This window comes from Chromohalobacter sp. 11-W (assembly GCF_029889905.1).
In the GTDB taxonomy this organism is placed as follows: domain Bacteria; phylum Pseudomonadota; class Gammaproteobacteria; order Pseudomonadales; family Halomonadaceae; genus Chromohalobacter.
Map to the genome: position 1 here is coordinate 72,859 of NZ_JARANZ010000003.1, position 25,624 is coordinate 98,482.

The window sequence follows — 25,624 nt, forward strand, 5'->3', positions numbered from 1 at the left end:
GACGTTTGCGCCACAGTGTATCATTGCGTGGACGCCGCGCATGCGGGCAAAGCCGCCACCGATAGTCCTCGCACCCTTTCCATGGCGATGCTTGGAGTGGTATCACTAAAGCATGTGTTCACATTGGCCGTTCGGGAACCCTGGTTGCCGTCGCGGTTCAAACGTTCATCAGGGTGGGCAACGAACGCTCACCGTCTGTTTTTCTGCTGTTTATGCAAGGCAAGGAGAGATGCATGTTGAAGTCGTTGTTAGTACTGGTCGCCGGTCTGGGTATGTCAACGCTGGTCATGGCCGCCGGCCCGGTCGCGGGAGAAGATTACAATGTGCTCGACGAACCCGTGAAGACCGAAGTCCCGGATGGCAAGATCGAGGTCAACGAGGTGTTCTGGTACGGTTGCCCGCATTGCTACGCCCTTGAAGAGCCGCTCAATGCCTGGGTCGACGAACTGCCCGACGACGTTGCCTTTCAGCGCATTCCAGCCACCATGGGCGATACCTGGACCAAGCATGCGCGCGCCTTCTACGCCGCCAAGGCGTTGGGCATCCAGCAAGAAATGCACAGTGACTTCTTCGATGCCATCCACGAGAAAGGCCAGCGCCTCACCGAACCGGACGCCATTGCCGAATTCTTCACTCACTACGGCGTCAGCAAGGACGATGCGCTCGAGGCCCTCGAGTCCTTCGGCGTGAAGAGCCAGATCAATCGCGCCAACGCCAAGATGCGTAGCTACAAGATCATGGGAGTTCCCGCCCTGATCGTCGACGGTCATTACGTGATCACGCCCAGCAGCGCCGGCTCGCTGGAGAACATGCCCAAGATCGCCGATGCCCTGATCGACAAGGTACGCAGCGAACGCAATGAGTAACGCCACCGCCGCGGCGCCTGCTTCCCAGGCGCCCCGCTCGCTACGCCTGCTGACCTGCAACCTGCAGGTCGGTATTCATACCTCGGCCTACCATCACTACCTGACGCGCAGTTGGCAGCACCTGTTGCCGCATCCCAAGCGTCAGGGACGCCTCGATCTGATCGGCGATACACTACGCGACTACGATATCGTCGGCCTTCAGGAGGTCGATGGGGGCAGTTTCCGCTCGGGGCACGTCAATCAGGTCGAGTATCTCGCCATGCGGGCCGAGTTTCCTCACTACTACCAGCAGCTCAACCGCAACCTGGGGCGTGTCGCCCAGCACAGCAACGGCCTGCTGTCGCGCCTGACGCCGCGCCAAATAGACGAGTATCGCCTGCCCGGCACGTTACCGGGACGCGGCGCCATTCACGCGCGCTTCGGCGACGGCCCCGATGCCTTGCATCTGGTCGTGGCGCACCTGGCTCTGGGACATCGCGCGCGTACCCGGCAACTCGACTACTTGAGCGAACTCATTCAGCCGCTACGCCACGTGGTCGTGATGGGCGATCTCAACTGCACGCCGGATCAGATCAATGCCCACCAGCGCTTCTGCCATGCGCTGCCGCTGCACCCCGTGGCGATGCCGTTGTCATATCCCGCCTGGCAGCCGCGCCGCGCGCTCGATCACATCTTGATCTCCGACGCCTTGCACGCCGAACGCTTCGAGGTACTCGACCGGCTGTTTTCCGACCATCTGCCGGTGGCGGTGGACATTCAACTGCCCACCGCCTGCCTACGCAGCATGCCCGACGACAATGCCGCCTCATGAGCGACCGGCACCACGCTGGTAAGACCGCGACGCTTACGTCGCGGCCATGAGACGTATCCAGTCGATCATCGGCGCAGGATAGACCCCCAACAGCACGACCAAGGCCGCCAGCGCCAGCACCACCACACCGCCGGCGCGTTGCGCCCAATCGGTGGTAGCGTCACGGCGCTGCATGCCCGGCTCGGGCAAAAAGAGCGTCACCATCACGCGGAGATAGTAGAAAAGCCCGATGGCGCTCCCGGCCACCACGCCGCCGACCAGCCACCAACGACTGGCTTCGACCCCCACCGCGACGATGTAGAACTTGCCGATGAAGCCCGCGGTCAGGGGAATGCCGGCCAGCGACAGCATCATCACCGTCAGCACCGCCGTCAGGTAGGGCCGCCGCCAGAACAAGCCTCGATAATGGTGCAAACGGCTGGCATCGGCGCCACCGTAAGGGCTCGACAGAAGCGTCACCACACCGAACGCGCCCAGCGTCGTCAGCACATAGGTCACCAGATAGATACCTGCGGTTTCCACCGCCAGCCCCTCGTTGATCACCAGCGCCACCAGCAAATAGCCGAAATGCGCGATCGAGGAATAGCCCAGCAGGCGCTTGAGATCTTGCTGCATCAACGCCAGCAGGTTACCGGCCAGCATCGTCACGAAGGCGAGTACGGCGAGCAGGCTGTGAAACCAGGCATCCTGGGTCACCGGGGCGGATTGTAGCAGGCGCAGCAAGACGATCAGCACCGCCACCTTGCTGGCCGAGGCCAGAAAGGTGGCCGCCGGCGCGGGGCTTCCTTCATAGACGTCCGGCGTCCACAGATGGAACGGCACGATGGAGAGTTTGAAGCCCAGCCCGATGAGCATCATGCCTATGCCGGCCAGCAGCCATCCATCGCCTCCTGCCGACGCCAATGCCCCACCCAATCCGGCGAAATCGAGATGTCCGGTGCGCGCGTATAGAAGTGCCATGCCGAATAGCAAGAAGGCCGAGGCTGCCGCGGAGAGCACCATGTACTTGATCCCCGCTTCCAAGGCACCACGCTCGCGATAGGTGTAGGCCAGCATGCCGTAAAGCGGCATCGACAACAGTTCCAGGCTGAAGAACAGCGAAGCCAAGTGGCGACTGCTCACCAGCGCAATCCCACCAGCGGCAGCACACAACAACAGCAGGTAATATTCCTCGCGTGGACCGCGCGCGCCTTCGAGGTAAGCATGCCCCAGCGTGGCGCAGGCCAGCGTCGCGACGAGAATCAATACACCGCCGAAGATCGACAGGCCGTCCACCGTCATCAGCGACGTCACGTCGAGCGGCGCCTGCCACCAGGCCAAAAGCTGTGCCGCCAGCGCCAGATTGAGACCAATCACGGTCAGCGTGGCCGTCAGGTCATAACACCGACGCCACGCAATGGTCAGCATTACGACGATGGCCGTAGCGCAGACGAGAATCAGTGGTGAAAGAGCAAGCAACGACGTCATGGCGTCTCCTCAGGCATGGCAGGCGTTTCTTCCAGCGTCATGATGTGCTCAACGTTTTGCATCGCCGCCTCCGAGGTATCCAGCAACGGACCAGGGTAGAGCCCGACCCACAACACCAGGGCCAGCAGGCCGAGCATCATCACGATTTCGCGGCCATCGAGCCCACCCAGAGGCGTGTCTTCTTTGGCCGGACCGAAGTAGACGCGTTGCATGATGAAGAGCGAATAGATCGCCGCCAGTACGAAGCCGCCACTGGCGACCACGACCACCCAGGGCCAGGTATCGAAGGTGCCGAACAATACCAGGAACTCACCCACGAAATTGGCCGTCCCCGGAATGCCCATCGAGGCTGCCACGAAGCACAGCGCAATGCCCGGCAGCCCCTTGATGCGTCCCCATAGGCCACCCATCAGGCGCATGTCGCGGGTATGCAGACGCTCGTAGAGCTGGCCACTGATAATGAAGAGTCCCGAGGCCGAGAAGGCATGCGCGACCATCAGCACCACCACGCCCTGCAGCGCCAGCTCGGTGCCACTGTAGATGCCGATCAGTACGAAACCCATGTGGGAAATGCTGGAATAGGCCACTAAGCGTTTCAGATCATGCTGGCCGCAAGCCAGGATCGCGCCGTAGAAGATCCCCAGGATGCCAAGCCCCATCGCGACCGGCGCGAAAGCCTGGGAGGCCTCGGGAAACAGCGGCAAGGCGAAACGCAACATACCGTAAGCGGCCGTCTTGAGCAGAATCCCTGCCAGGTCGACGCTCCCCGCGGTCGGCGCCTGGGCGTGCGCGTCGGGCAGCCACCCATGCAGCGGCACCACCGGCATCTTGACCGCGAAAGCGATGAAGAAGCCCAGCATCAACCACCATGCCATCTGAGGGGAAAGCTCGTTCTGGGCAGTATGGCGCAGCGCCTCGTAGCTGAAGCTGTATTCCCCGGTGGCGGCGTGATGTGCGAACACCAGGCCGAGAATGGCCACCAGCATCAGAAGCCCGCTGGCCTGGGTGTAGATGAAAAACTTCGTCGCCGCCTGAATGCGCGTGTTGCCTGTGGAACCGCTATGCCCCCACAGCGCGATCAGGAAGTACATGGGGACCAGCATCATCTCCCAGAAGAAGAAGAACAGGAACAAATCGATGGCCAGGAAGACGCCGACCACGCCACCCAGAATCCATAACAGGTTGAGATGGAAAAAACCGATGCGGCGCGAGATCTCGTGCCATGAGCACACCACCGCCAGCACGCCAAGCAGCCCGGTGAGCGCGATCATGATCAACGACAGGCCATCCAGCGCCAGGTGGACCTCGATGCCGAAACGCGGGATCCAAGCGGCGCGCCACTCGAGGACCCAGTCCGAGGCCCCCTGCGCGGAGTTCAAGCCGTAATCGCCATGCCACCACACGCCCAAGACCAGCGCCAATTCGAGCAGCATGGTGCCCAGGGCAATCCAGCGCGGCGGTTGCTCGCCGAAACGCTCGGCTTGCCAACACAGCAACCCGCCGATGAAGGGAATCAGAATCAAACAGACAAGAATCATCAGCGCTGCGCCCCCTCAGCTTGCCACGTTAGCCTTCTATCCCCGCCACCGGTGTCTTTCTTCAAGTCGTACATCGCTTACCCCAAAGCCAGGAAGATCAGCACCACGGTCGCGCCCAGCGTCATCGAAACGGCATAGTGGCGCAGCCGCCCCGTCTGGGAACGCGTCAACAACCAGCGCAGGCCGCGCGCCAGCAACGGCACTAGATTGCACAATCCATTGATCCAGTCGCTACGCCACAGCCACACCAGGCCACGGAACGGCTTGACCAGCACTGCGTCGAACAGGGCATCGAAGCCCCAAGCGTGATGCCACAAGCGCCACAGGCGGGCGCCTTCGGGCAGGGCGACCAGGCGCGCCACCAACTCGCGGCGCCACGCGAACAGCCACAGCGCCACGGCCACACCGCCCACGGCGACCAGCATGGCCCCGATCTCCAGCGCATGGCGTCCGGCTTCCTTCGCCGCGCCGGGGCTCGCCGGCAGCACTTCGTCGAGCGGTGGGTGAATCCAGGCGCCGACCAGGGTCGAGAGTACGATCAGCACGACCAGTGGCAGGCCATGCACCAGACCGCGCCCGCCCTCGGCATGGCGGCTATGATCGCTTCCCGGTGTGCCGTGGAAAGTGCCGACGATCAAGCGCACGGTATACAGCGAGGTCAGCAGCGCGCCGACCAGGCCCGCCATCAGCAAACCGATATGCCCGGACGCCAGCGCTTCCCAGAGAATTTCGTCCTTGCTGTAGAAGCCAGCCGTCACCAGCGGCAATGCCGCCAGCGCCGAGCCACCGACCACGAACCCGGCATAGGCCAGTGGCAACTTGCGCCACAGCCCACCGAGGCGCCGCATATCCTGTTCGTGGTGACAGGAGACGATCACCGAGCCGGCCGAGAGGAACAACAACGCCTTGAAGAAGGCGTGAATCATCAGATGGAAAATGGCCGCATCGAAGGCCCCCACGCCCAGGGCCAGGAACATGTAGCCGATCTGGCTCATCGTCGAATAGGCCAGCACGCGTTTGATATCGGTCTGCGCCAGGGCGGCGAATCCGGCCATCAGTAGCGTCGCCGCGCCGATCCAGCCCACCAGCGTCAGAACATCCGGCGCCAGCAGGAACAGGCCATGCATACGCGCGATCAGATACACCCCGGCGGTGACCATGGTGGCCGCGTGGATCAGCGCCGAGACCGGCGTGGGGCCGGCCATGGCATCGGCCAGCCAGGTGTGGAGCGGCAACTGTGCGGACTTGCCCAGCGCCCCGCCCAGCAGCATCAACGTGGCCAGCTCGACCATCAGATCGCCGCGCGCCCAGACCTCCGGCGCCCGCGCCAACAGCGTCTGGATATTCAGCGTGCCCAGCTCGACGAACAGGATGAATAGCCCGATCGCCATCAGCACATCGCCGATACGCGTCACCAGGAAGGCCTTGAACGCCGCCCAGCCATTGGCTGATTCATGGTAGTAGTAGCCGATCAACAAATAGCTACAAAGACCGACGCCCTCCCAACCGAGATACAGCAGCAGCAGGTTGTCGCCCAGCACCAGCAGCACCATGCTGAACACGAACAGGTTCATGTAGGCATAGAACCGGCGGACACCGGTGTCGCCGCGCATGTACCAGGCCGCAAACAGATGGATCAAAAAGCCCACGCCGGTGATCACGCCGAGCATCGTCAGCGACAGCCCATCGACCAGCAGTCCCATCGACGACTGGAAATCGCCCACGTCGATCCAGGTCCAAAGCTCCATGACCTGCGCCGCCGAGCCATGCTCGAGGAAGTCGAGGCCCACCCACACGGTCGTGGCCGCCGCCAGTCCCAGCACGGTGACCCCCACCGTCGCCGCGCCACGCAACGACAGTCGATCACCGCTCAGCGCCAGGACGAGACACCCCAATAGGGGAAACAAGAATGTCAGAGTGAGTAGATTCATCCGCGCAACCTGCTTGCCGCATCGATATCAAGGGTCTTGAAGCGCCGATAGAGCTGCAACAACAGCGCCAGTCCCACGCTTGCCTCGGCCGCTGCCAGAGTAATCACCAGCAGGAACATTACCTGGCCGTCGGGCTGCCCCCAGCGCGTCCCCGCGACGATGAAGGCGAGCCCCGCCGCGTTCATCATGACTTCCAGGCTCATCAGCACGAACAGCATGTTGCGGCGCATCATCAGCCCCACCAGCCCCAGCGCGAAGAGGATCGACGCCAGGATCAGGCCGTGTTCCATGGGAACGCCATTCATCGTGAATTCTCCTCGCTTGAGGTGTCGTCACCGAGCGCTCGCTCGCTGGCGGCGCGCCCGCGGCCATCTGCGGTGCGCTTGCTCGGCACTTGGCGTACTGCATGTGACTCGTCATGCGCCTCGCTGCGCCCCAGATGAGACGCCGCCACCAGCGCCGCCAGCAGCAGCATAGCGGCGAGCTCGACGACGATCAGATAAGGCCCGAACAACAACGTACCCACCGCCTTGGCGGTCAAGGTCTCGCCCCCGATACGGCCGCCCACATCGGCGCCGATCAAGGTCACCAACAGCACCAGCAGCAAGACCCCGCTGAGTATCGCCGGCCCTAGCCAGGTGCTCAGACGCAACCAGGCGCGCTCCTGCTGCGCGGCGGCCTCACCCAGGTTGAGCATCATCACCACGAACACGAACAGCACCATGATCGCGCCGGCGTAGACGATGATCTCCAGCGCCCCGGCGAAGGGCGCACCCAGCGCAAAGAACACCATCGCCACCGCGATCAGCGAGACGATCAGGTAAAGCAAGGCATGTACCGGGTGCCGCCCGGTGACCACCCCAAGCGTCGCGAGCACGGCGACCACGGCGCTGAGATAGAAGGCGATTTCCATGGTGTCTCCCTATCCTAGTAAGGGCATCCCTGATCAGGGCATCAACGACTTGACGTTGATCGGCTCGGCTTCGTTCTGCGCCTCACCCTTGTCTTTTCCGGCGATCGACAGCCCCGCCACGCGATAGAAGTTGTAGTTATGGTCCTTGCCCGGCCCGGAGATCAGCAGGTCCTCCTTCTCGTAGACCAGTTCCTGGCGCCGAAACTCGCTCATCTCGAAATCCGGCGTGAGCTGGATCGCCGAGGTCGGGCAGGCTTCTTCGCACAACCCGCAAAATATGCAGCGCGAAAAATTGATGCGGAAGAATTCCGGGTACCAGCGGCCATCGTCGCGCTCGTCTTTCTGCAACGAGATGCACGCTACCGGGCACGCCACCGCACATAGATTGCACGCCACGCAGCGCTCCTCGCCGTCGGGATCGCGGGTCAGCACGATGCGCCCGCGATAGCGCGGCGACAGATAGACCGGTTCTTCCGGGTACTGCAGGGTCTCGCGCTTGCGGAAGGCGTGCATGAACACCATGCCCAGCGTCCGCAGCTGCGACCATGTTCCCGCGAGCAGTGATTTAATCGTCACGGTCTCCTCCAGTCTCGACGCTTAGCCACCGGCAGGGCTGAATATGAGAATCAGCGCGCCGGTCAACAGTAGATTGATCAGGGTCAGTGGCAGGCAGATCTTCCACCCGAAGCTCATCACCGCGTCATAACGGGGACGCGGCAGTGCCGCGCGCAGCAGCACGAAGAAGCCCACGAATATGGTGGTCTTGAGCAGGAACCACACGATAGGCGGCAGCCACGGGCCGTGCCAGCCACCCAGGAACAGCGTCACCATCAGCGCCGATACCAGCACGATGCCCACGTACTCGCCGATGAAGAACATGCCCCATTTCATGCCCGAGTACTCGACGTGATAACCGTCGGCCAGTTCCTGCTCGGCCTCGGGCTGGTCGAACGGGTGACGGTGCGTCACGGCAATGCCGGCGACCAGAAAGGTACAGAAGCCGAAGAACTGCGGCACGATGAACCATATCGTGTCCTGGGCGGCGACGATCTCGCGCATGTTGAACGAACCGGCCATGGCCACCACGCCCATCAGCGACAAGCCCATGAAGACTTCGTAGGACAGCGTCTGTGCCGAGGCGCGCATCGCCCCCAGCAAGGCGTACTTGTTGCCGCTCGACCATCCGCCGAAGAGCACCGCATAGACGTTGATACCCGCCATGGCGAAGAAGAACAGCAAACCGATGTGCAGATCGGCCACCCCCCAACTGGGCGTGATGGGGATGATCATGAAGCTCAACAACAATGACGCCATGGCGATCGCCGGCGCCAGCACGAAGAAGGTACGATCGGCGAACGGCGGGATCCAGTCCTCCTTGAAGAGGATCTTGAGCATGTCGGCGAGGATCTGCAGCACCCCAAACGGCCCGACGCGGTTGGGACCGTAACGATCCTGCCATAGGCCCAAAAGACGCCTTTCCACCATGGTCAGTAGCGCCCCTGCGCCCACCGCAGCGATCAGGATCACCAATGCTTGAAAAAGCGCGAACGCGATCGCCTCGACCTGTGGCGTCCACCAGCTCATGCGCTCACCTCCTGGGGTTCGAGATGAGCCCACTCAGGCGCAGCCAAGGGCAGCCCCGACTGATCCGGCACGCCGATCACACCATCGGGCCACGCATCGCTGATCGCCACCGGTAATGTGAGCCGCCGCTCCCCTAGGTTGAGCGTCAGTGGAGCGTCCGGCGACATCCGCAACCGCTCGGCGGCACCGCGCGACACGGTAAAGCGCGTCGCGTCCATACGTGCCTGGATCGGCTCGGCCCGCGCCGAGGTTTCGTCGCCTCCAAACAACCGCGCCTGAGGCACCGCCAGCCATTGATCGTCACGCGCAGCGAAGCGTGCCGGCAACGTTCGTGCATAGTCGTAATCCCCGGGCAGCGGTCCCAATAACCGCACGCCGGGATCGCCAGCCCGCAGATGCCCACCGACCTCATCCTGGAACTTGTTCCAGGCTTGCGGCGAGTTCCATCCCGGCGCCCAGGCGAAAGCCACTTCGCGACGCGGTTCGGCGTAACCGGCATAGCCCTCCATGGAGAACGCGAACGGTGTGTCGGGATCCTGCGGTGCGCGGGGTTCACTGACATCGAGGTTGGCGCGCATCGCCGTGCGACCGCTATAACGGTGAGGCTCGCGCGCCAAACGTAGCCCATGTACGCGATAGGCGGCGCTCAAACCGGCATCGCCGGCCGGCGCCAGGGCGGGGTACGTCATGGCCATGTCACGCGTCACCTCATCGAGCGTGAGCGGTGTCATCGCCTGACGTTCGACGCTGACCTTGAGCGCGTTGAGCCACCGCCAGCTTTCGCGGATGCGCGTTTCGGGGCGGATATAGCTGGGCTCGAAGACCTGATAGAAACGCTGGGCCCGGCCCTCCAGGCTGACCAAGGTGCCATCGCTTTCGGCGAAGCTCGCCGCCGGGAGTCCGATATCCGCCTTGTCCCAGGTCGCGGTGCGCTGATGATCGAGCGTGACGATGCAGTCGGCACGCTGCAGGGCGGCATCGACCTGACCCGCATCGGCACGTACGTACAGGTCGTTTTCGAGAATCACCACGCCATCGGCCTCACCGCTGGTCAAGCATTCCAGGGCCCAATCCAGCGATTGCCCGCCGAGTAGCGACAGGCCGGTGCTGTTGGCCTCACGGCGCACCAACGACAACGCTCCGGGCCGTGTCCGACGCGCCAGGGCGCGCGCCACGTTGCCGGCCGCCTCGAGCACCGCCGGTGTTCCCAGCGAGCCACCCGAGACCACCAGCGGACGCTGAGCCGTCATCAAGGCCTCGGCGATACGGCTTGCCAGCGCTGTGGTCACATCGTCAAGCGCGTCCGGGCACGGCGCCTCGGGATCGATATAGTGCGCCACGGCGAAGCCCAGCCGCGCGATATCGTCCGGCGCGGCGTTGTAGGTCTGCTCCGCCAATGCGTCCAGCTCGGTCGCATCCGGCGTGGCCTGGAAAAAGGGATGATGCGCTTCTTGCGCCAGCGTTTTCACCGCCTCGGCGTTCCAGGACGGGATACCGCGCTCGGCGGCCAGCGCCTCGCCTTTGGCGTTGACCGCCTGGCGAATGGCCAGCGCCATGCGCGCGGCACTGTTGATGAGATCTTCGCCGAGCACGAACACCGCGTCACAACTTTCGATCTCGCGCAGGCTCGGCGACGGCAGGCCACAGCGAGTATTGAGCTCGTTCATGCGTACCAGCAACTCGAGCTCACGGGCGGCGATGCCTGTGGAGAAGTTGGCGTCCCCCACCAGCGTGCGCAGCATATGATTGCTTTCCAGGCTCGCCCGTGGCGAACCGATGCCGATCACGCGGCGCGCGTTGCGCAGTCCATCGGCGGCACGGTCCAGCGCATCGTCGATTTCCAGGCTGATGGTGCCGGCGACCACGCCCGTTTCACCGGACTCGGCGCCGACACGTTGGCGCTCGCGCCATTCGGGAACGCGCGGGCGGTCCTCGCGGTTCACGTAGCCATAGCCGAAACGCCCGCGGTCACACAGGAAGTAGTGATTCACTTCACCGTTGTAGCGATTCTCGATCCGTCGGATATCGCCGTAGCGCTCGCCGGGGCTGATATTGCAACCCACCGCGCATTGATGGCAGACGCTGGGCGCGAACTGCAGGTCCCACTTGCGCGTGTATTGCTCGGAGTGGGTCTGGTCGGTGAATACCCCGGTCGGGCACACCTCGGTGAGGTTGCCAGAGAAAGGACTCTCCAGCGTGCCTTCTTGAAAGCGCCCGAAATAGACGTTGTCGTGCGCCCCGAAGGCGCCCAGATCACCGCCGCCGGCATAATCCTGATAGAAGCGCACGCAGCGGTAACAAGTGATGCAGCGGTTCATCTCATGTCCGATGAACGGCCCCAGGTCCTGGTTCTGGTGGGTACGCTTACGGAACCGGTAACGGCGGCTGTCATGGCCGGTCATCACCGTCATGTCCTGCAAATGGCAGTGACCGCCTTCCTCGCATACAGGACAATCATGCGGGTGGTTGATCATCAACCATTCGATGACGTTGGCGCGAAACGCCTTGGCCTCATCGTCCTCGATGGAGATATAGGCATCGTCCTGCACCGGCGCCATGCACGACATGACCAGCATGCCCTGAGTGTCGTCGGCATTCTTGTACTGCTTGACCGCGCACTGGCGACACGCACCGACACTGCCCATGGCCGGGTGCCAGCAGAAATACGGAATATCCAGCCCTAGCGACAGGCACGCGTGCAGCAGATTGTCGGCGCCGTCGACCTCGTAATCCCGGCCATCCACGTGAATCGTTGCCATTATCGCTCCTCGCCCGTCGTCATCGTCACGTCGTTCATACGCTACCCACCGGGATCGGGTCGGCATGCGCCTTGCCCTGGCCACGCGTGACGCCACGCTCGAACTCATCGCGGAAATAGTGAATCGCCGACGCCATTGGCATGGCCGCGCCTGGCGCATGCGCGCAGAAAGTTCGTCCCGGCCCCAGGTCCACCGCCAGCGATTCCAGCAAGTCGATGTCCCCTCGCTCGCCCTCGCCGGCCTCCAAGGCCTGCAGGAGCTTGACGCTCCACGGCAGCCCATCGCGGCACGGCGTACACCAGCCACAGGACTCGCGGGAGAAGAATTCCTCCAGGTTGCGCGCCAGCGATACCACGCTTTGATCGTCGGCCACCACCGCGATCAGCCCGGTGCCCAGACGGCTGCCGGCATTGCCGATGGTGTCGAAATCCAGCGCCAACTCGAGATGCTCGGGCAGCAGAAAGCCGGTACTCCCGCCACCGGGTAGCCAGGTCTTGAGCGTATGGCCATCGCGCATGCCGCCAGCGCGCTCCATCAGCTCGTTGCCCGTGGTGCCCATCGGCAACTCCCACAGGCCGGGCCGCTTGACCTTGCCGGAGACGCCGTACAGCTTGGTGCCGCCATCGCCGCTCTTGCCCTGAGACAAACCTTGATACCAATCCGCCCCGTGCAGCACGACGGACGGCACATTGCACAGCGTCTCGACGTTGTTGACGACGGTGGGCTTGCCCCAGGCCCCGCTTTGCCCCGGAAAGGGCGGCTTGGCCCGGGGATTGGCACGCTTGCCTTCCAGCGAGTTGATGAGCGCGGTTTCCTCACCGCAGATATATCGCCCAGCCCCCGTATGCAGGGCGATATCGAAGTCCCAGCCACTGCCGGCCACATCACGGCCCAGCCAGCCGGCAGCACGCGCTTCTTCCAGCGCGCGCTGGACCGTCCGCGCGGCATCGACGTATTCGCCGCGCATGAAGATGTAGCCCTGGTACGCATTGTTGGCGAAGCCGGCGAGAATCATGCCCTCGATGAGCAGGTGTGGCTGCTGCTCGAGCAACAGGCGATCCTTGAAGGTGCCGGGCTCCATTTCATCGGCGTTGCAGACGATATAACCGCGCGGGATGCCCTCACCCTGCATGGTCAGGCTCCACTTGAGCCCGGCGGAGAACCCGCCGCCACCGCGTCCGCGCAGATTGGCGGTCTTGAGCTCGTCGATCAGCGTCTTCGACGTCAGGTCACTAAAGGCCCGCTCGACGCTGGCGTAACCCTGCTGCTCGCGATAGGCGTCGAGCATCACCGGCGTGCCGTCGTCGTTGAGCCGAAAGGTCAGCGGATGCGTTTCAGGGCGGCGTTCGTCGCGGTCTTGCAGAATCCGGCTCATGCCTCGTTCTCCCAGTTCATGCATACCCCTCCAGCAGCGTGGGGATCTCCTCGGGCGTCACCGGCCCGTAGGTATCGTCACCGATCATCAGCGCCGGACCACGGTCACAGGCACCGAGACAGCACACCGGTAGCAGCGTGAACCGATCATCCGGCGTGGTCTGCCCGAAACCGATGCCGAGATGCGCGAAGAAGGCATCACGCAGGGCTTCGTAATCGGTGAGAAAGCACGAGCTGCTGTCACATATCAGGATCACGTGGCGCCCCACCGGCTGGCGGAAGATCAAGCTATAGAAGGTCGCCACGCCCTCAACGCTCGCCGGCGGCACACCGAGTTCACGCGCGATGGCCTCGATAGCGGCGTCCGGCACCCAACCATGGCGTTTCTGAACGATCTTGAGCGCCTCGATGCTAGCCGCCTGCGGATGTGGGTAATGCTTGCGCTCATGGGCGATGGCCGCCCGGTCCTCGTCGTGCAGCACGAAACCGTCGGTGGCGATGGGCGCGGAGGTAGAAGTCGAAGCGTGTGTCATGTCAGCGGTCCACGTCGGCCATCACGAAATCGATACTCCCCAGATGAGCGATCAAATCCGGCACCAAGGAACCGCGCACCGCTGCTGGGATCTGCTGAAGATGCGGAAAACTGGGCGTGCGGATGCGCGTGCGATAGCTCATGGTGTTGCCATCCGAGGTCAGGTAATAGCTGTTGATGCCCTTGGTCGCCTCGATCATCGACAGCGACTCGTTAGGCTTGAGCACGGGGCCCCAGGAGACCTGCAGGAAGTGCGTGATCAGGGTTTCGATGTGCTGGAGCATCTTCTCGCGCGGCGGCGGCGTGGTCAGCGGATGATCGGCCTTGTAGTCGCCGGCCGGCATATGATCGACGCATTGCTGGATGATGCGCAGGCTCTGGCGCATCTCGTCGATGCGCAGTTGGCCCCGATCGAAGGCATCGCCATTGGCACCCAGCGGCACCTCGAAATCGAAGTTCTCGTAGCCGGAATAAGGGCGCTTCTTGCGTAGGTCGAAGTCGCAGCCGGTGGCACGCAGATTGGGCCCGGTCACCCCCCATTCGAGCGCCTCGCGGGTAGTGAAGGCAGCCACCTGTTTGGTGCGCTCGCGAATGACGGCGTTTTCCATCATCGCGCGCTCGTATTCGACGAGTCGCTTGGGCATCCAGTCGAGAAAACCCTGAACCAGCTTATCCCAGCCATTGGGGAGGTCGTGCGCGGTGCCGCCGATGCGATACCACGCCGGGTGCATGCGAAAGCCGGTGATGCCCTCGATGACCTCATAGGCTTTCTGACGATCGGTGAAGGTGAAGAATACCGGCGTCATCGCCCCCAGATCTTGCAGATAGGTGCCCAGGAACAGCAAGTGGCTGTTGATGCGGAACATTTCCGCCATCATCACACGAATGGTCTTGGCGCGATCGGTGACCTGAATACCCGCCAGTTTTTCCACCGCCATCACATACGGCAGGTTGTTCATTACCCCGCCGGTGTAGTCGATACGATCGGTATAGGGAATGTAGCTGTGCCAGGACTGGCGCTCGGCCATCTTCTCGGCGCCGCGATGGTGATAGCCGATATCGGGGACGCAATCGACCACGACCTCACCGTCGAGCTGCAGGACAATGCGGAAGGCACCATGCGCGGAGGGGTGATTGGGCCCCAGGTTGAGAAACATGTAGTCCGTGTTCTCGTCCTTGCGCTTCATGCCCCAGGATTCAGGATCGAAACGCAGCGCTTCCTGCTCGGTATCCTGACCTTCCACGGTCAGCGTATAAGGGTCGAACTCGGTGGCGCGCGCCGGGTAATCCTTGCGCAGCGGATGCCCGTGCCAGGTCGGCGGCATCAGCAGACGCGTCAGGTGTGGATGCCCGCGGAAGTCGATGCCGAACATGTCCCAGACTTCGCGCTCGTACCAATTGGCATTGGGATAAAGGCTCGCGACGCTGGGCACCTCGAGATCGCGCTCGGAAAGCGCCACCTTGAGCATGATATCTCGGTTTCGCGACACCGACATCAGCTGGTAAAAGACCGTGAAATCCGCAGGGGGCAAATCCGCGCGATGGCTACGCAGACGCTCGTCGATGGCATTCAGATCGAAGAGCATCTCGAAGGGTTCGGGCATGTCCCGCAGGAAGCCGAGCACCTCGAGCAGGTGCTCGCGATCGATCCACAGGACCGGCATGCCGGTGTACGTCGCTTGCTCGACGAACACATGGTTGCCGAAGCGCGCGAATAACGCCTGGACCACCGGGTCATCGGCGTGCGAGTGATTGGCGTATGGCGATTGAACTGCGCTCATGATCGGTTTTCATTCCCCGGCAAGGTGGATCGACTTCGAATAACAGGCGACGGCATCAGGCACGCAGCCTACACCTCATCCGGGGAGCGCAGTTCCGTCACGGCGATACGCCGATCGCGATTCGCCTCGCGTTGCGAAGGCATTTCGGCTTGATACACCCCCTGGTCACCAACCACCCAGGAAAGCGGACGACGCTCTTGCTGGATGGAGTCCTGAAGCAGTTGCAACCCTTGTAGAAACGCCTCGGGACGCGGCGGGCAGCCAGGCACATAGACGTCCACCGGGAGAAACTTGTCGACGCCCTGCACCACTGAGTAGATGTCGTACATGCCCCCGGAATTGGCACAGGAGCCCATCGAGATCACCCACTTGGGTTCGAGCATCTGATCGTAAAGCTGCTGGATGACCGGCGCCATCTTGATGAAGCAAGTGCCAGCGATGACCATGAAATCGGCCTGACGCGGGGAAGCGCGGATGACCTCGGCCCCGAAACGCGCCACGTCATGCGGCGCGGTAAAGGCCGTGGTCATTTCCACATAGCAGCAGGAGAGGCCGAAGTTGTACGGCCACAGGGAGTGTTTGCGCCCCCAGTTGACACTATCGTTGAGTACATCTTCCAGCTTGCCGGTGAAGACGTTGCGATGAACCTGTTCCTTCATCGGGTCATCGGTGGTTTCACGCTTGTCCAGCGGATAGCTTGCGCTACCCGGCGCCGGCTCACTATCCGCTCGCGTCAGGGTATATTGCATGATGCGCCTCGAAGCTCTGAAAAAGAAAATTCGGGTATCTGGCGCTATGCCGGTCGGTGCCGGCTCAAAACCGCCTCTAAGGCGGTACGCTCATCGATCCGTCACGATATCGGGCGATTGACCGCGCTTGCGTGGCGCCCACTCCAGGGCACCGACACGACTATCGTAGATCAACCCCGCCAACAGGATGAAAATGAAAACGGCGGCGCCCGCAAAGCCCTCCCAGCCCACCTCGCGGACCGATACGGCCCAGGCGAACAGGAACACGGCCTCGATATCGAAGATCACGAACAGCATCGCAACCAGATAGAACTTGACGGAAAAGCGTTGGCGGGCATTGCCGGTGCCGACAATGCCAGATTCGAAGGGGAGGGACTTGCTACGACCACGGCTACGACCACCGAGCAGACTCGCGGCACCGATCATCAGGGCACATAACGTGAACACGGCTATTATAAATAGCCCCACGGCCCAATATTCGGCGATCAGCGCGGTTGCCTCATCGGTCATTGCCATGCCTCACAAGCAGCGGATAGCGCGGTAGGGCGCTATCCCAATATTCGTTATCATCGAGGTGCGCACACCTCGTAGCGCCATTCACGTTGCCTGCGTGTGGCGAGTCCCTACGATTCTAGGGGATTTAGCAGCGCCTGTCAGGAAGACCAACGATAAAGTTAGTAAGTTAACGCCATGTCGAGCACCATGATCACCACTCATCGGACTTAGTCCGTAAGTCATCACTTACGTCGGAAGCGTTATTCAGTAAAGATTGTTTTAATTAAGCACGATCCTACGGGGGAGTCTCGCCTCTCGCCAGGCGTCAACGAAAGTCTAAGTTACCCAGGCACATCCCGAGTTGCTGCATCACATGCCCTGTTCGCCGAACGTTTTGCCGGTATCCTACGCACCACGCCAGAATACTGAAGGTTAGCCCATGTCCACCGCTCAGACACCGCCCAATGTCCTCACCATCGCCGGCTCTGACCCTTCTGGTGGCGCCGGGTTGCAGGGAGATATCAAGACGTTTTCAGCGCTGGGCACCTACGCCACCAACGTCATCACGGCGGTCATCGCCCAGAACACGCAAGGCGTACGCGCCGTGCACCCGGTCCCCGCCGAGATGATCGCCGAACAACTCGACAATCTGCTCGGCGATGTGCGCATCGACGCGGTCAAGATCGGCATGGTGGCGAGCATGGACGTCGCCACGACGATTCGCGACGCCCTGACCCGCTACCGGCCACGCTGGATCGTGCTCGATCCGGTGATGGTCGCCAAGAGCGGTGACATCCTGGTCGATCATGCCGGCATTCGCGCGGTGCGTGACGTCCTGGTTCCCCTGGCCGACGTGATCACGCCCAATCTGCCGGAGGCTGCAGTGCTACTGGGCACCGACACCCCGCGCTCCACGCAGGCGATGGCCACATTACTGCCCGAACTGGCGCGTCTCGGCGCCCCGTATGTGGTGCTCAAGGGCGGGCATCTCAGCGGCGAGCACTGCCCCGACCTGCTCGCGACACCGCAGGGTGTAGAATGGCTCGAGGCACCGCGCATCGCCACCCAGAACCTACATGGCACCGGTTGTGCGCTGTCCTCGGCGGTGACCGCCTATCTCGCCCGCCTGCCGGCCGAGGCCAGCGCCCACGCCGATATCCACGCGGCCATCGGCGACGCCAAACGCTGGCTGCATACCGCGCTGGATGCCAGCGTGCATCTCGATGTCGGCCAGGGACGGGGGCCGGTGCATCATTTTCACGCCTGGTGGTGAGAACGCAGAGGCGTACGCTGTGCTTAGCGTCACCCCGTACTTGCAGCCCGTACTTGCAGAGAGCGCCGAGGGCAACCATGCTTTGCTTCACCGCAATGCCCCCATGGCGTCGCGGTCACGACCATCCGGCTCGACGTCAGCGCGGTGTCGCCTGCATTCGCACGCCGCCTTCTCGTAGGAGGGACGTATCATGCCTCAGACCTTATTGCTGGCTTGCGACCTGTCCGCCGAAAACCGTGCCGCTTTCGCACGTGCCGTGAAACTGGCCCATGCCAGTGGCTGCCGCTTGGACATCCTCCACGTCCTCGATCCCTATCTGCCGCATCAGGCGCTGCACGATCTGGAGGCCGGCGTCGTCCACGAGCTCGAGCGTCAGTTGACCGACATTCGCGAGGATTATGCGCTTACCGCACCTGAAACCTTGATACAGACGGTCACCGGGGCACCCTATGCCGAGATAATTCGCGAAGCGCATGATCGCGATGCCACCATGATCGTGCTCGGTACCCACCGTAAACGCGGCCAACACGCACTGGTCGGCGGCACGACCCTGGCCCGCGTGCTGAGCCGCGCGCCGTGCCCGGTACTCACCGTGAGCCACAGCCCCGAGCAAGCGTGGCAAGACGTGCTGGTGCCGGTGGATTTTTCGTTGGCCAGCCGCCATACCTTGCGCGACGTCCTGACCCACTTCCCACAGGCACGCCTGACGCTACTGCATGCCTGGCACTTACCCGGCGACGATGAAATGGGCTCCGACAGCGGCTATGCCCGCTGGCGCGAGCGTGAACTCGCCGCACGGCGCATCCGCTTGGAAGCGGAAATCGACAAACTAATGGAAGAAGTGGGCGATGTACCGGAGCTCGAGCTGGTCCTCGAACAAGGCGATCCCGGAGAGGTCCTGATGGATTATCTGCGTCGCCAACCGCCCGACCTGTTAGCACTCGGCCATCAGGATTTGGCGCTCTTCGGCCGGCATCAACCGGCGCCCTTGATCGAACGACTGCTTGCCGAAGCGCATGTGGACATGATGGTATGCCGGGCCTGGTAGCCACCCACGCCCACAAGGATCCTCATCATGCGAGCCGTCATTCAACGTGTCAGCCATGCCAGCGTCGGTGTCGGCGACCGCACCACGGGCGCCATCGAGCAAGGCGTAATGGCCTTGATCGGCGTGGCGCCCGAGGATACCCAGGCCCACGCTGACAAGATGCTGCATAAACTGCTCAAGCTGCGCATATTCGGCGACGAGGCAGGCAAGATGAACCTCAACGTGCAGCAGGTAGAAGGCGGCTTGCTGCTGGTGCCGCAATTCACCCTCATGGCCAACACCGCCAAGGGCTTGCGACCAGGTTTCGATGGCGCCGCGACACCCGCCCATGGCGAGGCGATATTCGATTACTTGGTGGCGCGAGCGCAGCAGGCTTGGTCACGCGTCGCCACCGGCGAATTCGGCGCCGACATGCAGGTCTCGCTGCTTAACGACGGCCCCGTGACCTTTATCGTCGAGACATAAAGGCCGGTGGCTGGCGGCAGACGTCACTCTCCACGTATCAGGCGTCGTCCGTTAACGCCGCTTCGCGCTCCTCGATCGCCTCTTCGGCCTCCAGCCAGCGCTGTTCGAGCGTCTCGAGACGGCTCTGCGTATCGCCTTGGCGCCCCAGCAAGTCAGTCAACTCTTCCTTGCGCGCGCTGTCCTGGTACAGGCCTTCATCGGCCAGGGCGGCCTCCAGATTCTCCAACTCAGCCTGGGCTTTGCTCATGTCACGTTCGATCTTGTCGCGCTCATGCTTGAGCGGTCGCAACTTGTCACGCAGCTCGGCGGCGGCGCGGCGCGAGGCTTTACGGTCGCCCTTGGGTGCTTCCGCAGTCACCTGGCGCTCGGCCTTTTCCTGGCGCGCATCGCGCCGCTCGCCCTCGAGACGTGCCTTGAGCCAGGCGCGGTAGTCGTCCAGATCGCCATCGAAGGCAGTGACACCGCCATCCACCACATGCCAGAACTCATCGACGCTGGCGCGCAGCAGGTGGCGGTCGTGGGAGACGATGATCACCGCCCCCTCGAACCCGGCCAAGGCCTGCGTCAAGGATTCGCGCATTTCCAGGTCGAGGTGGTTGGTCGGTTCGTCGAGCAACAACAGGTTGGGTTTTTGCCAAGCGATCAACGATAGCGCCAAGCGTGCCTTCTCGCCCCCGGAGAAATTCCCTACGCTGGCGAAGACGTCATTGCCATGAAACCCGAAGCCACCCAGGAAGTTGCGAATCTCCTGTTCGCTGGCCGTGGGCGACAGCCGCTGGATGTGCACGAACGGCGTGGAACTCACGTCGAGATGCTCGAGCTGATGCTGGGCGAAGTAGCCGATCGCCAGGTTATCACCCGGCACGCGCTTGCCCTCCAGCAACGGTTGCTGCGCCGTTAGCGCCTTGATGAGCGTCGACTTGCCCGCCCCGTTGGCGCCCAGCAGCCCGATCCGCTGTCCCGGCAAGATGCTTACGCTGACGTGCTCGAGCAACGGCGTTTGACCATATCCCAGCGTGGCGTCATCGAGCACCAGCAGCGGCGAGGAGGTCTTGTCGGCACTGGGCAGGGTGAAATGAAACGGCGAATCGGCATGCGCGACGGCAATGGTTTCCATGCGCTCCAGCATCTTCAAGCGACTCTGCGCCTGACGCGCTTTATTGGCCTGGGCGCGAAAGCGCGCCACAAAGCGCTCGATTTCCTCGCGGCGAGCTTGCTGCTTGGCCGCCTCGGCCTGGGCACGCGCCTGACGTTCGGCCCGTGTCCGCTCGAACGTCGAATAGTTGCCGCGATACAGCATCAACTGGCGTTGCTCGAAGTGCACGATGTGATCGCACACCGCGTCTAGGAAGTCGCGGTCGTGGGAAATCAGCAACAGCGTGCCGGGATAGCGTGTCAGCCACTGTTCGAGCCATAACAAGGCATCGAGATCGAGGTGGTTGGTGGGCTCGTCGAGCAGCATCAGATCAGACGGCATGAACAGCGTTTGCGCCAAGCTGACACGCATCCGCCAGCCACCCGAGAAGTCCGACAGCGGGCGATACAGGTCATCCTGCGTGAAGCCCAGTCCTACCAGCATCTGCTCGGCGCGCGGGCGCGCGGTATAACCCTCGAGCGCTTCGATTTCGCCATGTAACTCGGCCTCGCGGTGAACCGCTCCGCTCGCCTGAGCCTCGGCCAGGGCACGTTCCGTGGCACGTAACTCGGTGTGACCATCGAGGACATGCTCGACCAGTGCCCGGTCGAGCGCTTCCACCTCCTGCGCCATATGCGCAATGCGCTGCCCACCGGAAAGCTCCACCGTGCCGCGCTCCGGGGTCAGCTCTCCCAGCAACAGCTTGAACAGACTCGACTTGCCCGAGCCGTTGGCGCCCACGACACCCGCCTTGGTACGGTCGTGTAACGTGAGGTCGGCGTTCTCGATCAGCGGCTGGATCCCGCGTTGCAGCGCGAGTTGGCGAAATGCGATCATGCCCGCTCCGGTGGTGATTCGGTGAGTTCCGCCGCCATGCCTGCCAGGACGGCTGGAGATTGCCCATGCATTCTACCCAATTGTGCGATGTCCTGCGGAATCCACCGCTTTGGGATTATGCCTTGGCGTTGTACCAGCGCCCCGGGGTCGCCGACGCCTGCTTGCAGCTACAAGATACGGCAGGGGCGGATGTCTGCGAATTGTTGTGGCGCTGCTGGCTCGATCATCACGCTCTCGTGCCCACCGAGCAGACGTACAGCACGCTGGATGAGATCCGTGCCTGGCAAGCCGAGGTCACACAGCCGATCCGCTACCTACGCCGCATGCTCAAGCCGCGGGCGCGACATGCACATGACGTGGCGACGCTGCGCGATCATCTCAAGGAAGCCGAGCTACTCGCCGAACGCGAAACACTGCGCCAGTTTCAGGCACTCAGCGAGACGTTGCATGCCGTCCGCAAGCGCCGGGCGGACGACGCCAGCCTGACAATGCAGCTAACACGCTGCTTGACCATACACGAGCCAGCGCAAGAAGCCGCGCTGGCAACGCTGACCACCCAAAACACGGCTCACCATCCATAATACGTTATCGCTTCGCCATCAGCTCAACGCTCGAAAAGCGTATATCACGCATGTGCGGACACGCCATTGACGAGTGGCGCTCACCCCGCAAACTCTGTAGGTTTTATAGAAGCCAGTCCGATTGATCGCGACACCTTCACGGCGCGGTACGGACGTCGAGATCCATGCCATTCGCACGACGAATCGGCCATCACAAAAAGGACTCTACGACATGACACCTTCACAGCCTGGCAATAGCGATGAAAAGGCTGAATCACGCAGTGCCTTGCTTCGTGTACTGGGAACTATCGATCATGGCCTAGGCATCATCGAGCGCGTGATCATCGCGGGGGGCGTACTCGCCATGGCCGTGCTCATGAGCGGTCACGTCGTCGGCAATCTGCTATTCGATCAAGGCATCCCCGGCACCTATGAAGTCACCGAGATGCTCATCGTGGTGATTACCTTCGTCGGTGTCGGCTATGCAGCTCGTAATGCCCGCCATATCAGCATGTCGGCGATCTATGACCAGCTCAGCGGCCGCTGGCGCAAGGCACTCCTCATCCTGATTTGTCTGGGCACTGCGGTATTGATGTTCTATTTCGCCGACAAGTCCATCGACTATGTCATGGCCATTCACGATCGCGGTCGTAACAGTGCTTCATTGAACATCCCGCTATGGATCGTCTATCTCGCCCTCCCTGTCGGCTTCATTCTCGCCGGCGTGCAATACCTGCTCACCGCCGTGCGCAACCTGGTCAGTGACGATATCTATCGTGCCTTCAACGAAAAAGAGGAATACGACGAAGTGCCCCCGGAAGCGGAAGAAGGCAATGGCAATGATGCACGCCGCGATGCCTGAACTGCCTCTCCGAAACACGACCGCCATCAACGCGAGGACGTAAAACAATGCTAACTTGGCTAGCCGTGATCATGCTGGTGCTGCTGCTGCTCGGATTCCCCATGATGGTCCCTCTGGCGGCGGGCACGCTGTTCATGATGTTCACCGATATGACGTTTTTCGGGCCCGACCAAGCCGTGAGTTGGATGATCAATGGCATCGGCAGTTGGGTACTCGCCGCCGTGCCCATGTTCATCTTCGCTGCCGACATTCTCACCAAAGGCCATACTGCCAACCGCCTGCTCGATGTCGTCGATGTCTTCACCCGTCATGTCCGTGGGGGGTTGCCCATCACTACCGCCGCCTCGTGCGCCTTGTTCGGGGCTGTATCGGGCTCTACGCAGGCCACCGTGGTCGCCATGGGTGGACCGATGCGTCCTCGTCTCCTGGCGCGGGGCTACCCTGACAGTTTCGCTCTGGCCCTGATCATCAACGCCAGCGATATTGCGCTGCTGATTCCACCCAGCATCGGCTTCATCGTCTACGGCGTGGTCATGAAGACTTCGATCGGCGACTTGTTCCTCGCCGGCATTCTCCCCGGCCTTCTGATCCTGGCCATGTTCGCCGTGTACTGCTATATCGGTGCACGCCTGAAAGGGATCGAACCCGAGCCACGCGCCACCTGGGCGGAACGCTTCAAGGCGGTTCGCAGAGTCATTCTGCCGTTGGGTTTCCCGGTGCTGGTGGTCGGCGGTATCTACGGCGGCTTCTTCAGCGCCGTCGAGGCCTCGGCAGTCGCGGTGGCCTATGCCTTTCTCCTCGAGGTCGTCATCTACCGTCAGGTATCGATCCGTGACCTCGGTAGCCTGGCACTCTCTACCGGCATGATCACCGCCGTGGTCTTCATCCTCGTCGCCATCGGCGCGGCGTTCTCACAGACCCTAGGCACCGCCGGCGTACCGGAGCAAATTCTCGGCCCCATCATCGAGGGTATCGGCGACAACCAGTTTCTGGCACTGCTGCTGATCGCTGCAGCCTTCTTCGTGGGCTGCATGTTCGTCGACCCGATCGTGGTCATTCTGATTCTGGTGCCGATCTTCAAGCCACTGGTCGAAGCCACCGGGTTGGACCCGGTGCATGTGGGCGTGATCGTCACCCTGCAGGCGGCCATCGGCTCGGCCACCCCACCGTTCGGTTGCGATATCTTCACCGCCATCGCGGTATTCCGCCGCCCTTACATGGACGTCATTCGCGGCACGCCGCCCTTCATTGCCATCCTGGCCTTGGCAACGATCATCTTGATCATGTTCCCCCAGATATCGCTGCTCCTCCCCTCGCTCGGCGGCGACTGAGTGCGCCCGGCCCGGCCTTCGCCGGGCTAGTACGTCGTGGCGCGACATTACTGACTCACCACTATCCGCTAGGCACATAAAAACCCCGGAAGCTTGCGCTTCCGGGGTTTTGCATGCGGCATGTCAGTACTTCAGACGCTGACAGTCAGGCTTACTCCGCCTTGTCGCCGGACTGATTGACATGATCCAGCACGATGTCCAGCGCTTTCTGACCACGTTCGCCGACCATGTCGACGTAGGTCTGACGCACCGGCTCGGCCAGCTTACGGAAGGCATCACGCTCATTTTCGTCCAGATGGACGATGTTGATGTCGCTTTTTTCCTTGATGGTCTCGAGACGCTCGGAGTTGAACTGAGTCTGGATGTCGTGGCCCTTCTGAACCATCTCGTCGAGCGTCGACTCGAGCATCTCGCGCTGATCGTCAGACAGGTCGTCGTACCACTCTTCGTTGCCGATGAAGTTGGCGATGAACTGCGACTGATCGGCGAAGATCATGTAGTCCTGTACTTCGTAGAAGCCCATGTTCTCATGAGCGAAGACCGGCTGAATGTTACCTTCCGCCTGACCTTGCTGCAGGGCGCTATAGAGCTCGCCGTAAGCGATGGTGATCGGCGAAGCACCATAGGCTTCATAGGTCGAACGTAGCAGGCTGTTATCCATGACACGGATCTGCAGGTTATCCATGTCCTCCGGCGTACGGACCTCCTTGTTCGCAGTCCAGACCTGATACCCTTCGGGCAAGGTGGCCAGCGGTACCAGTCCGCGCTCGCGGAACGAATCCTGCCACGCATCACTCTTGAGGAAGTCGTCGGAGTTGAGAATCTCGGCCGTCTCCAACTGATCGTTCGGCATGACGAAGTTGAGACTCATCAACTGGCTTTCCGGCACGGTACCGCCCAAAAAGCCCGAGCCGAAGCCAAGCGGAATGGCGCCGCTCTGGATGGCGTCATACAACGCCGAATAGCTCGACCCCCATTTGCCATACGGCAGCAACTCGACCGTGATGTCGCCGTCGCTCTTTTCCTCGATCAACTTCTTGAACTCTTCCGCATAGCCGTACTGCACGCTACCTTCAGTCTCCTCGAGACCGAAACGCCAGGTATCGGCGGACGCCGTGGAAGCGACACCGACCAAGCCTAAAGCCGTGATACTCAGAACGATATTGCGCAGTTGCATAGAGTTCCCTCTTTCTTATCAATGTAGATTCAGAGAAGAGCAAAGTCGCTTCGATGTCAAGCCGTCGCCCTTCGCGCAGGTGCGCAACGGCACCGGTGCTGGTACAGTCGAGGGGCGGTGTTTGTTTATTTTGTTA

23 protein-coding genes are annotated in these 25,624 nt (G+C 62.2%); 8 read left to right on the forward strand and 15 right to left on the reverse strand.

Annotated elements, in window-relative coordinates:
* Positions 1–233 precede the first annotated feature (233 nt).
* Both OP494_RS05360 and OP494_RS05365 read left to right on the forward strand, forming a co-directional pair.
* Positions 234–866, forward strand: coding sequence for a thiol:disulfide interchange protein DsbA/DsbL (locus OP494_RS05360; RefSeq protein WP_280539696.1), 633 nt, complete (start codon positions 234–236; stop codon positions 864–866).
* The gene (locus OP494_RS05365) at positions 859–1,677 is read left to right on the forward strand and encodes an endonuclease/exonuclease/phosphatase family protein (protein WP_280539697.1); all 819 of its coding nucleotides are present in this window, start codon (positions 859–861) and stop codon (positions 1,675–1,677) included. Before OP494_RS05360 ends, OP494_RS05365 begins: the two co-directional genes overlap by 8 nt.
* Before the next feature lie 33 nt (positions 1,678–1,710).
* Here the strand turns inward: OP494_RS05365 and nuoN are convergent, their stop codons facing one another.
* From nuoN to OP494_RS05430, 13 genes are all read right to left on the reverse strand, one after another.
* Positions 1,711–3,144, reverse strand: a complete 1,434-nt coding sequence (gene nuoN, locus OP494_RS05370) for an NADH-quinone oxidoreductase subunit NuoN (RefSeq protein WP_280539698.1) — start codon at positions 3,142–3,144, stop codon at positions 1,711–1,713.
* The gene (nuoM, locus tag OP494_RS05375) at positions 3,141–4,682 is read right to left on the reverse strand and encodes an NADH-quinone oxidoreductase subunit M (RefSeq protein WP_280539699.1); all 1,542 of its coding nucleotides are present in this window, start codon (positions 4,680–4,682) and stop codon (positions 3,141–3,143) included. The genes nuoN and nuoM overlap by 4 nt, the downstream gene beginning before the upstream one ends.
* A gap of 77 nt (positions 4,683–4,759) precedes the next feature.
* Positions 4,760–6,613 (reverse strand): NADH-quinone oxidoreductase subunit L, encoded by a 1,854-nt coding sequence (gene nuoL, locus OP494_RS05380; protein ID WP_280539701.1) that lies wholly within the window; start codon positions 6,611–6,613, stop codon positions 4,760–4,762.
* The gene (nuoK, locus tag OP494_RS05385; RefSeq protein WP_075369724.1) at positions 6,610–6,918 is read right to left on the reverse strand and encodes an NADH-quinone oxidoreductase subunit NuoK; all 309 of its coding nucleotides are present in this window, start codon (positions 6,916–6,918) and stop codon (positions 6,610–6,612) included. The genes nuoL and nuoK overlap by 4 nt, the downstream gene beginning before the upstream one ends.
* Positions 6,915–7,526: an NADH-quinone oxidoreductase subunit J gene (nuoJ, locus tag OP494_RS05390; protein WP_280539702.1), complete on the reverse strand. Its 612-nt coding sequence runs from the start codon at positions 7,524–7,526 to the stop codon at positions 6,915–6,917. The genes nuoK and nuoJ overlap by 4 nt, the downstream gene beginning before the upstream one ends.
* A 33-nt stretch (positions 7,527–7,559) precedes the next feature.
* Positions 7,560–8,096, reverse strand: coding sequence for an NADH-quinone oxidoreductase subunit NuoI (nuoI, locus tag OP494_RS05395; protein ID WP_348521697.1), 537 nt, complete (start codon positions 8,094–8,096; stop codon positions 7,560–7,562).
* Between the two features lie 27 nt (positions 8,097–8,123).
* On the reverse strand, positions 8,124–9,110 hold the full coding sequence (gene nuoH / locus OP494_RS05400; protein WP_280539704.1) for an NADH-quinone oxidoreductase subunit NuoH: 987 nt from the start codon (positions 9,108–9,110) through the stop codon (positions 8,124–8,126).
* Complete coding sequence (gene nuoG, locus OP494_RS05405; protein ID WP_280539705.1) at positions 9,107–11,869, reverse strand: NADH-quinone oxidoreductase subunit NuoG; 2,763 nt, start codon at positions 11,867–11,869, stop codon at positions 9,107–9,109. The genes nuoH and nuoG overlap by 4 nt, the downstream gene beginning before the upstream one ends.
* Before the next feature lie 34 nt (positions 11,870–11,903).
* Positions 11,904–13,244: an NADH-quinone oxidoreductase subunit NuoF gene (nuoF, locus tag OP494_RS05410; protein WP_280539706.1), complete on the reverse strand. Its 1,341-nt coding sequence runs from the start codon at positions 13,242–13,244 to the stop codon at positions 11,904–11,906.
* Positions 13,245–13,260: 16 nt separating this feature from the next.
* On the reverse strand, positions 13,261–13,776 hold the full coding sequence (gene nuoE / locus OP494_RS05415; protein ID WP_280539707.1) for an NADH-quinone oxidoreductase subunit NuoE: 516 nt from the start codon (positions 13,774–13,776) through the stop codon (positions 13,261–13,263).
* A gap of 1 nt (position 13,777) precedes the next feature.
* Entirely contained in the window at positions 13,778–15,556 is a 1,779-nt protein-coding gene (gene nuoC / locus OP494_RS05420; RefSeq protein WP_280539709.1) for an NADH-quinone oxidoreductase subunit C/D, read from the reverse strand.
* Between the two features lie 68 nt (positions 15,557–15,624).
* The gene (locus OP494_RS05425) at positions 15,625–16,305 is read right to left on the reverse strand and encodes an NADH-quinone oxidoreductase subunit B family protein (protein ID WP_280539710.1); all 681 of its coding nucleotides are present in this window, start codon (positions 16,303–16,305) and stop codon (positions 15,625–15,627) included.
* 90 nt (positions 16,306–16,395) lie between these two features.
* Positions 16,396–16,815 carry an NADH-quinone oxidoreductase subunit A gene (locus tag OP494_RS05430; protein ID WP_280539711.1) on the reverse strand — a complete coding sequence of 140 codons (420 nt, stop codon included), beginning with the start codon at positions 16,813–16,815 and terminating at the stop codon, positions 16,396–16,398.
* A gap of 424 nt (positions 16,816–17,239) precedes the next feature.
* Between OP494_RS05430 and thiD the strand changes: the two genes are divergently transcribed.
* The 3 genes from thiD (at position 17,240) to dtd (ending at position 19,586) form a co-directional block, all read left to right on the forward strand.
* The gene (thiD, locus tag OP494_RS05435) at positions 17,240–18,073 is read left to right on the forward strand and encodes a bifunctional hydroxymethylpyrimidine kinase/phosphomethylpyrimidine kinase (protein ID WP_280539713.1); all 834 of its coding nucleotides are present in this window, start codon (positions 17,240–17,242) and stop codon (positions 18,071–18,073) included.
* Between the two features lie 190 nt (positions 18,074–18,263).
* The gene (locus tag OP494_RS05440; RefSeq protein WP_075369734.1) at positions 18,264–19,121 is read left to right on the forward strand and encodes a universal stress protein; all 858 of its coding nucleotides are present in this window, start codon (positions 18,264–18,266) and stop codon (positions 19,119–19,121) included.
* Positions 19,122–19,148: 27 nt separating this feature from the next.
* Positions 19,149–19,586 (forward strand): D-aminoacyl-tRNA deacylase, encoded by a 438-nt coding sequence (gene dtd, locus OP494_RS05445; RefSeq protein WP_280539715.1) that lies wholly within the window; start codon positions 19,149–19,151, stop codon positions 19,584–19,586.
* Between the two features lie 37 nt (positions 19,587–19,623).
* Here the strand turns inward: dtd and OP494_RS05450 are convergent, their stop codons facing one another.
* The gene (locus tag OP494_RS05450) at positions 19,624–21,558 is read right to left on the reverse strand and encodes an ATP-binding cassette domain-containing protein (protein ID WP_280539716.1); all 1,935 of its coding nucleotides are present in this window, start codon (positions 21,556–21,558) and stop codon (positions 19,624–19,626) included.
* Between the two features lie 65 nt (positions 21,559–21,623).
* Between OP494_RS05450 and OP494_RS05455 the strand changes: the two genes are divergently transcribed.
* The 3 genes from OP494_RS05455 (at position 21,624) to OP494_RS05465 (ending at position 24,311) form a co-directional block, all read left to right on the forward strand.
* Positions 21,624–22,139 (forward strand): TIGR02444 family protein, encoded by a 516-nt coding sequence (locus tag OP494_RS05455; protein WP_280539717.1) that lies wholly within the window; start codon positions 21,624–21,626, stop codon positions 22,137–22,139.
* 211 nt (positions 22,140–22,350) lie between these two features.
* A complete protein-coding gene (locus OP494_RS05460; protein ID WP_280539718.1) occupies positions 22,351–22,980 on the forward strand; it encodes a TRAP transporter small permease in 630 nt (209 codons plus the stop codon).
* A gap of 47 nt (positions 22,981–23,027) precedes the next feature.
* A complete protein-coding gene (locus tag OP494_RS05465; protein WP_280539719.1) occupies positions 23,028–24,311 on the forward strand; it encodes a TRAP transporter large permease in 1,284 nt (427 codons plus the stop codon).
* A gap of 151 nt (positions 24,312–24,462) precedes the next feature.
* On the opposite strand, the gene dctP is transcribed toward OP494_RS05465, so the two are convergent.
* A complete protein-coding gene (gene dctP / locus OP494_RS05470; RefSeq protein ID WP_247621041.1) occupies positions 24,463–25,488 on the reverse strand; it encodes a TRAP transporter substrate-binding protein DctP in 1,026 nt (341 codons plus the stop codon).
* Between the last annotated feature and the right edge of the window lie 136 nt (positions 25,489–25,624).